Source organism: Nocardia cyriacigeorgica NBRC 100375 (genome assembly GCF_000308555.1).
GTDB lineage: Bacteria > Actinomycetota > Actinomycetes > Mycobacteriales > Mycobacteriaceae > Nocardia > Nocardia cyriacigeorgica.
Map to the genome: position 1 here is coordinate 1 of NZ_BAFY01000197.1, position 8,505 is coordinate 8,505.

8 protein-coding genes are annotated in these 8,505 nt (G+C 69.8%); 4 read left to right on the forward strand and 4 right to left on the reverse strand.

All coding sequences use genetic code 11. The features are described 5' to 3' along the window. Positions 1–216 precede the first annotated feature (216 nt). The 3 genes from RJ05_RS19705 to RJ05_RS19715 all read left to right on the forward strand — a co-directional run bounded on the left by RJ05_RS19705 (position 217) and on the right by RJ05_RS19715 (position 3,755). Complete coding sequence (locus RJ05_RS19705; protein WP_036539204.1) at positions 217–1,440, forward strand: hypothetical protein; 1,224 nt, start codon at positions 217–219, stop codon at positions 1,438–1,440. Beyond that, a complete protein-coding gene (gene manA, locus RJ05_RS19710; RefSeq protein WP_036539205.1) occupies positions 1,440–2,660 on the forward strand; it encodes a mannose-6-phosphate isomerase, class I in 1,221 nt (406 codons plus the stop codon). Before RJ05_RS19705 ends, manA begins: the two co-directional genes overlap by 1 nt. A 174-nt stretch (positions 2,661–2,834) precedes the next feature. Next, positions 2,835–3,755 carry a cation diffusion facilitator family transporter gene (locus RJ05_RS19715; protein WP_036539216.1) on the forward strand — a complete coding sequence of 307 codons (921 nt, stop codon included), beginning with the start codon at positions 2,835–2,837 and terminating at the stop codon, positions 3,753–3,755. Positions 3,756–3,861: 106 nt separating this feature from the next. On the opposite strand, the gene RJ05_RS19720 is transcribed toward RJ05_RS19715, so the two are convergent. Next, entirely contained in the window at positions 3,862–5,328 is a 1,467-nt protein-coding gene (locus RJ05_RS19720; RefSeq protein ID WP_036539208.1) for a phytoene desaturase family protein, read from the reverse strand. 213 nt (positions 5,329–5,541) lie between these two features. Here RJ05_RS19720 and RJ05_RS19725 point away from each other — a divergent pair, with 213 nt between their 5' ends. Continuing rightward, positions 5,542–5,754, forward strand: a complete 213-nt coding sequence (locus RJ05_RS19725) for a DUF4287 domain-containing protein (RefSeq protein ID WP_036539210.1) — start codon at positions 5,542–5,544, stop codon at positions 5,752–5,754. A gap of 1 nt (position 5,755) precedes the next feature. On the opposite strand, the gene manB is transcribed toward RJ05_RS19725, so the two are convergent. From manB to rfbD, 3 genes are all read right to left on the reverse strand, one after another. Further along, on the reverse strand, positions 5,756–6,835 hold the full coding sequence (gene manB / locus RJ05_RS19730; protein WP_036539212.1) for a mannose-1-phosphate guanylyltransferase: 1,080 nt from the start codon (positions 6,833–6,835) through the stop codon (positions 5,756–5,758). A gap of 43 nt (positions 6,836–6,878) precedes the next feature. Continuing rightward, positions 6,879–7,778 carry a glycosyltransferase family 2 protein gene (locus RJ05_RS19735; protein WP_051016747.1) on the reverse strand — a complete coding sequence of 300 codons (900 nt, stop codon included), beginning with the start codon at positions 7,776–7,778 and terminating at the stop codon, positions 6,879–6,881. After that, a partial coding sequence (gene rfbD, locus RJ05_RS19740) for a dTDP-4-dehydrorhamnose reductase (RefSeq protein WP_036539214.1) occupies positions 7,775–8,505 on the reverse strand: 731 nt, incomplete at its 5' end. The genes RJ05_RS19735 and rfbD, both read right to left, overlap by 4 nt.

Here is an 8,505-nt window from a genome sequence, read left to right on the forward strand (position 1 = left end):
AAGGAAAGGAATCACACGCTCGGGATTCGAGCGTCGGGGCAGAGCAATCTTCCCAACCGTGGATCCCGGGCATAGTCGGTTCCCGACTGGAATAGTGGAAGCACAGACCTTGGATTCGCCCGGCCCCATCCGGAGTGGCACGGTCCCGGTGGGCAGCACATCGAAGGGTGCGGGCCGACGGCGAACACAGCGCGATGAGGGGAGGTGGGACGCCCGATGATCGCTGGAACACCGGTGCTCGACCTCGACGACGCGGAGTCGCTCGAGGCAGCCGACAGCGGCGGCGCCCTGCGCTCGGCCGCATCCGGTGGCGCCCAGATCCGCGCCACCGCGGCCGCCGTCGACGAGGGCATCCTGGAACGGCTGGACGGTCTGCGCCCGCGCAGCCTGGTCTTCGTCTGCGGCCCCGGCCGGGCCACCCGGGCGGCACGACTGCTCATCACCGCACTCGGCGATCAAGCCGGGCTGCCGATCGTGCCCGTCGTCGCGGTGCCGCCATGGGTCGGGCCGCTCGATGTGGTGGTGGTCGCCGGTGACGACGCGGGCGATCCGCGGCTCGTCGACGCCGTCGACCGGGCCCAGCGGCGCGGCGCGGAAGTCATCGTCGCCGCACCGCACGAGGGCCCGCTGCGCGCGGTCGCCGCGGGCCGTTCGGCGCTGCTCTCGCCGCGGCTGCCGGTCCTCGATCACAACCGGCTGCTGCGTTATCTCGCGATCGGCATCGCCGTGCTGCGTGCCATCGACCCCACCCGCAGTGCGCCGTCGCTGCCCGCGCTGGGTGATCTGGCCGATCTGGTGGACGCCGAAGCGCTGCGCGACGGCCCCCAGCACGAGGCCTTCCGCAATCCGGCCAAGACCCTGGCCACCCGGATGCAGCAGCGTGCGCTGGTACTCGCGGGCGATTCCCCCGCCGCCACCGAACTCGCAGGCCATGCCGCCGAGGTGCTGTTGCAGTCGGCGGGACGCATCGCCACCGCGGTCGATCTCGCGGGCGCGGTCGCCGCACATCCGCGGATGATCGCCGCGACCGGCGAATCCGCTCCCGATTACGATCCGCTGTTCCACGACGAGCAGCTCGACGGTCCGGCCCCGGTCGAGCGGATGCGGGTGCTGGTACTGAGCACCGACCCGGACGAGGTGGCCGCACGCCGCAAACTCGCCATCTTCTCCGGCGCCGGATCCGGCCTGGTCGACGCCGACCTGGTGGCCGCAGATCTCGACCTGCTGCGCAGCGACCTCACCGATCCCTCGGCCCCCGAGCCGGAGGAATCCGAGGGTGCAGCCCGCGCGCGCGGCGGCGATCTGGAACGCCTCGCCGTACTCGCCCTTCGACTCGAAATGACCGCCGCCTACCTGCGCCTGATCGGTGCCCGCGAAGTCACCACCGGTGCGGCCCCCGAACAGTTCGGCTCGGACCAGTTCGACGGGGGACGCTACTAGTGCACGAACTCGTCGGTGCGCTGCGCTCTTACGCATGGGGCTCGCGCACCTCGCTCGCCAAGCTGTGCGGCCGTCCGGTTCCCTCGGCCCATCCGGAAGCCGAATTGTGGTTCGGGGCCCATCCCGCCGATCCGGCGCAGGTGCGCATCGGCAACGGCTCGACCACCTCGCTGCTGGAACTGGTCTCGGCGGACCCGGATCGGGAACTCGGCCCGGCCGCACCGGAATTCGGGGGCCGTCTGCCGTTCCTGCTCAAGATCCTCGCCGCCGAGGAGCCGTTGTCGCTGCAGGCCCATCCCAGTTCCGCGCAGGCCGCGGCGGGCTTCCACCGGGAGAACCAGGCCGGGGTGCCGCTGGATTCACCGATGCGCAATTACCGCGACGAGAACCACAAGCCGGAACTGGTGGTGGCGCTGGACCGGTTCGAGGCGCTGGCCGGATTCCGGGAACCCAAACGTACGGTGGAATTGCTGCGCGCCCTCGATGTCGCGGCCCTGGAGTCGTACGCGGATCTGCTCGCCGCCCAACCGGATTCGGCCGGGCTGCGCACCCTGTTCACCACCTGGATCACGCTGCCGCAGAACGTACTCGCCACGCTGTTGCCGCAGGTACTCGACGGCTGCGTGCGCTATCTGTCCAGCCGCAAACGCAAGTTCGCCGCCGAGGCGAGGACCGCGCTGGAGCTGGCCGAGAACTACCCGGGCGATGCCGGGGTCCTGGCCGCACTGCTGCTCAACCGGTTGACCCTGGAACCCGGTCAGGCCCTGTTCCTCGACGCCGGCAATCTGCACGCCTACCTGCGCGGGCTCGGCGTCGAGATCATGGCCAACTCCGACAACGTCCTGCGCGGTGGCCTCACCCCCAAGCACGTCGACGTCCCGGAGTTGTTGCGGGTCTTGGACTTCGAACCGATCGACCTACCGATCGTGCTGCCCGAACCGGCCGGTGACGGATCGGTGCGCTACCGCACGCCCGCACCGGAATTCGCGCTGCGCCGTTTCGATCTGACCGCTGGTTCGGCGCTGGTGCCGCTCACCGAGGCCGGGCCGGGCATCGTGCTGTGCACCGAGGGGTCGGTACGACTGTTGCAGGGCGGATCCGAATTGATGCTCGAACGCGGTGCCGCGGCCTGGATCTCGGCCGCCGACAGCGACGTCCGCGCGCAGGCCGTCGACGGTCCGGCCCAGGTGTTCTGCGCCTGTGTCGGCGGCACGCCCTGACCGGTTCCACGCGGGTTAGCCGACACTTCCGGCCGCTATCCGGATCCTCCGGCAGCGAGCAGTGCGCGACTCGCATAGTCTGTGTCGCGGCCCGGTCCGGTCCGGCAAGGACCGATCGGACTCCGACCGCGCACCACGGCAACGGTGCGGCACATCGAACAGGAGGGCGGCCGAATGTCGGCTAGTGGTGGGAAGAAGGCGATTGTCGCCGCGTTGCTGGCGAACGCGGGCATCGCAGTGGCCAAGTTCGTCGGTGCGGCGATCACCGGATCGGCGTCCATGCTCGCCGAGGGCGTGCACTCGGTGGCCGATACTTCCAACCAGGGCCTGCTGCTGCTCGGCCAGCGCCGCGCCGAGAAGGAGGCCGACGAGCTGCATCAGTTCGGCTACGGCCGCAACCGCTACTTCTATTCGTTCGTCGTCGCGCTGGTGCTGTTCACCCTCGGCTCGGTGTATGCGATCTACGAGGGGATCCACAAGATCCAGCATCCGGAGGAGCTGAGTTCACCGCTGGTCGCCGTCGTCATCCTGGTGATCGCGATCGGCCTGGAGACCTACAGTTTCACCACCGCCGTGCGCGAATCGCGTCCGCTCAAGGGCCAGGCGAGCTGGTGGCGATTCATCCGCAACTCGCGCAGCCCGGAGCTGCCGGTGGTGTTGCTCGAGGACACCGGCGCGCTGATCGGCCTGATCTTCGCCCTCGCCGGCGTCGGCCTGACCATGATCACCGGTAACGCGATCTTCGACGGCATCGGCACCCTGGCCATCGGCGGCCTGCTCGGGGTGATCGCGATCGTGCTGATCATCGAGATGCAGAGCCTGCTCATCGGCGAGGGCGCGACTCCGGAGGAAGACCGTGCCATCCGCGCCAACCTCGTCGACGGCGAACGCATCGACCGCATCATCCACCTCAAGACCCAGTACATGGGCCCGGAGGAGCTGCTGGTTGCCGCGAAGGTGGCCATCACGCCCGGCCTGGACATCGCCTCCATCGCGACCGCGATCGACGACGCGGAGGCGCGAGTGCGGGCCGCCGTGCCTGCCGCGCGAGTGATCTACCTGGAGCCAGACCTGTACCGGACGCAGCCGGCCTGACCGATCGCCTGCCAGTAGCGCCCCTTCGCCGCCAGGTGCCTTCGCGGGTGAATCGATCCAGGGACTCGCCATGATCACCGGCCGGACGACGACCGGCAGTGCGATTTCAGACGCTGTCTGCGGTCGCGCGCAGCAACTCGAGCGGGTCGGCGCGCACACCGAAGCGGGAACGCAGCACGTGCTGGGCGGCGTGCAGGCCGGACATCCCGTGCACGCCCGGTCCGGGCGGCGTCGACGACGAGCACAGGTACACGCCGGGCAGCGGGGTGGCGTAGGGGTTCCAGCGCGCCAGCGGACGGAAGGCGGTCTGGCGCAGGTTCATCGCGCCCGCGGAGATGTCGCCGCCGACGTAGTTGGCGTTGTGGGCGGGCATCTGCGCGGCGGTGCGCACATTCGTGGCAAGGATCAGATCGCGGAAACCGGGAGCGAACCGTTCGACCTGCGCGATCACCGCGTCACTGATATCGCGGTCGGAGCCGTTGGGCACATGCGCGTAGGTGTAGAAGGTGTGTTTGCCCTCGGGCGCCCGGCTGGGATCGACCACACCGGGCTGGATGGACAGCACATAGGGCCGCTCGGCGTGCCGCCCGGCGGCGACGGCCCGTTCGGCCGCCATCGCTTCCTCGCGGGTGCCGACCAGATGCAGGGTCCCGGCCGACGCGCAGCCCTCGGCCTGCCACGGCACCGGGCCCGACAGCGCGAAATCGATCTTGCACGCGGCGCCGCCGTAGCGGAATCGCCCGAGCTTGCGCCGGTAGCGGTCCGGCAGCCGCTCGCCGCCAAGGCGCAACAGTTCGGTCGGGGCGGTATCGAGGACGATCGCGCGGGCGTGGTCGAACTCCGCCAGCGAATCGACGCGATGCCCGGTGATCACCCGTCCACCCAGCCGCTCGAGCTCACTGATCAGCGCGTCGACGATGACCTGGCTGCCGCCGCGTGGAATCACCCAGCCGCCGGCGTGGGCGAGCGTGCCGAGCAGCAGCCCGGCCCCGACGGCGGGCAGGGCGCGCGGTTCGGTGATGGCGTGGGTGGCCACGCCCGACAGCAGCGCGGGCGCCGCCTGCCCGCGGAATCGGACATTCCACAGCGGCGAACCCTGTTCGAGCATGCGTAGTCCGAAACGCACGGCTGTCGGCGACAGCGCGGGCACATGCCGCATATCCGACATGGCCAGGTCCACCACCCGCGGCCAGTCCCGCACCAGCGGCTCGAACAGCGAACGCCAGGCCCGGCCGTCCTCGCCCAGCCCATCGGCGGTGCGCTCGAGATCGCGCCAGGCGATGCCGGCCCGGCCGCCGTCGAGGGGATGCGCATAAGACGCCTCCGGCGTCAGCAGCTCCACGCCGTGCGCGGCGAGATCGAAGGCCCGGAAGAATGGCGAGGCCGAAGCCATCGGGTGCGCGCCGGCGCAGGTGTCGTGATGGAAGCCGGGCAGCGTCACCTCGGCGGTCCGGCACCCTCCGCCCGCGGTGTCCTGCGCCTCGTACACCTCGACCGACAGTCCGGCCCGCGCCAGCACCACCGCCGCCGCCAGCCCGTTCGGCCCGGACCCCACCACCACGACATCAGCCATCCCCCGATTGTGCCGTGGATCGCCGGGCACGTCCCGTGCGCGGGTTCGCATCCGGTCCGAACGCCGACCGCGCACCGGGCGAAGGCCTGTTCGATTTCGGTACCGAATACGCACGAAGTGTGACCGGCGACACGATCGGGAAGCGATGAATTCCGCGCCGCCGTACCCGTCTGAACGGGTAGCACGAACAAGCGAGAACGATCAGGAGATCCGATGACCAAGCCGCACGGCCCCGCGTCCTACTTCCCGGCCATCGAGGCCAAGTACGGCCGCAGCATCGATGACTGGAAGACGGCGATGAGCGAATCGGGCCGGGCCTCGCACAAAGAGCTGGTCGACTGGCTGAAGACCGAGCACGGCTTCGGGCACGGCCATGCCACCGCCGTCACCCAGCATTTCCTGCACCCGGAGAAGTGGGCGTCCTGACTCAGACGTCGGTGGAGAAGCGGATACCGCCGTCGGGGATCTCGACCCCTGGCCAGACCCGCGCGCCACGCAGCAGCTCGCAACGGGCACCGACACTGGCGCCGTCACCGATGACGGCGTCGCGGACCAGCGCCCGCGGGCCGATCCTGGCACCGAAACCGATGATCGAACGCTCGACGGTCGCCCCGGCCTCCACCCTGGCACCGTCGAACAGCACCGCGCCGTCGAGGCGGGCGCCGGCACCGACCTCGGCGCCGCGGCCGACCACGGTGCCACCGATGAGCAACGCGCCGGGCGCCACACCGGCACCCTGGTGCACCAGCGATTCACCGCGCTGACCGGGCAGAGCAGGCGAGGGCGCGATTCCGCGCACCAGATCCGCCGAACCGCGCACGAAGTCTTCCGGCGTGCCCATATCCCGCCAGTACGAGGTGTCGACGTGACCCTGCACCCTGGCGCCCTCGGTGAGCAGCGCGGGGAACACCTCGCGCTCCACCGACACCGGACGCCCGGACGGGATCTTCTCGATGTACTCGCGCCGGAACACGTAGCAGCCGGCGTTGATCTGGTCGGTCGGCGGATCCTGGGTCTTCTCCAGGAAGGCGGTGACCCGGCCGTTCTCGTCGGTCGGCACACAACCGAAAGCCCGCGGATCGCTCACCCGCACCAGATGCAGCGTGACGTCGGCCTTGGTGGACTCGTGGGTGTCGAGGATCGCACCGAGATCGGTGCCGCCGAGCACGTCGCCGTTGAACACCATGACGTTGTCCGCGCGCAGTTTGGGCAGCACATTGCGGATGCCGCCGCCGGTGCCCAGCGGTTCGGTCTCGGTGACGTATTCGATGTCGAGGCCGAGGTCGGCGCCGTCACCGAAGTGTTCTTCGAACACCTCGGCCTTGAACGAGGTACCGAGCACGACGTGGGTGATGCCCGCTTCGGCGATCCGGGCCAGCAGATGGGTCAGGAACGGCAGACCGGCCGTGGGCAGCATCGGCTTGGGTGCCGACAGGGTCAGCGGACGCAGCCGCGTCCCCTGACCGCCGACCAGAATCACGGCGTCGGTGCCTGAATGTCCTGACATCGAGGGTCCTCTGTTCACAGTGGATCGTCCGCGAGCGGTGCACTCACGAAGCTTCGTCACGCGCCTTCGCGCGCAGCGCAGATCGAACCGCAATCCGGGAGCGAACCGCAAGTCCGACCCGCAGCGCCAGCCGCAACGGGGCCTGCCACCAGTGCGGATGCCGGTCGGCCTGGAAGCGGTAGGCGCTGGCGTGGTGGGCGGGCAGCATCAGCTCCGGATGCCTGCCCGCGGCGTGGCCCTTGGCGTGGGTGACCTCGGCGCTCGGCACGAAGACGTTGTGCCAGCCCGCGCGGCCCATCCGGTCACCGAAGTCGACATCTTCCATGTACATGAAGTAGCGCGAGTCGAAGCCGTCGATGGCGTCGAACGCGGCGCGACGCACCAGCAGGCACGACCCCGACAGCCACCCCACGGTGCGTTCGGAGATCTGCTCGTTCTCCTGGCGGTAGCGCACGGTCCAGGGGTTGGACTTCCAGATGGAGCCGAGGATGGCATGCCCGGCGCCGTCGAGCAGGCCGGGTACCGAACGCGCGGACGGGTAGATGCTGCCGTCCGGTTCGCGCACCATCGGACCGAGCGCACCGGCGCGGGGCCAGCGCTGCGCGGCGGCCAGCAGTTCATCGATGGCGTCGTTGCCCCAGCGGATATCCGGGTTGGAGATCACGATGAATTCGATCGCGGGGTCCAGTTCGGCCACGGCCCGGTTGATCGCGCCGCCGTAGCCGATATTGCCTCCGGTGCGTAGCAGCCGCACATGCGAGTTGGCCTCGGCCACCATTTCCGGCACGCCGTCGACCGAGCCGTTGTCGGCCAGGATCACCTGCGGCTTTTCCGCGGTGGCGGTGGCCAGCGTGCTGATGAAGTGTTCGAGGTGCTCGCCGGGCGAGTAGGTGACCGTGACGACGGCCAGGCTCGGCTGACCCGTGGAATCGGAGGGGCTCACAGCGGTCCAGCGTAACTTGAGCGGCGGCTGAGCGCGTCGTCGAGCGCCGAGCGCCAATCCCGCAGCGGTGTCAGTCCGGCATCGGCCCAGGACGCGCCCGACAGCACCGAATACGCCGGGCGCCGAGCGGGTCTGGGGAATTTCGAGGAATCGCACGGCCGCACCCGCTGTGGGTCGGCCCCGACGCCCGCGAATACCGCCTGCGCCAGATCGAATCGGCTCGCGGTACCGGCATTGGTGGCGTGCAGCAGCCGCGGCGCCTGTGGTGTGCGCGCCAATTCCAGCAGGCCCAGCGCCAGGTCGCCGCCGTAGGTGGGGCAGCTGAGTTGGTCGTCGACCACGTCGATGGTGTCGCGTTCGCTTTCGAGCTTCAGCATCGTCGCCACGAAGTCGCCGCCGGCAGCGCGGAACACCCAGGAGGTGCGGACCACGTGCGCCTGCGCGGCCGAATCCAGTACCGCGTGTTCACCGGCCAGTTTCGACTGTCCGTACACCGACAGCGGCGCGGTGCGGTCGGTCGTCTCGTAGGGCCGGGTCGCGGCGCCGTCGAAGACATAGTCGGTGGAGATATGGATCAGCCGCGCCCCCACCTGCGCGCAGACCGCAGCCAGCACCGCGGGGCCTGTCTCATTGGCCGCGAAGGCGGCGGTCTGCTCGGTTTCGGCGGCATCGACGTTGGTGAAGGCGGCGCAGTTGATGATCACCGCACCCGGGCCGACGATCGCGC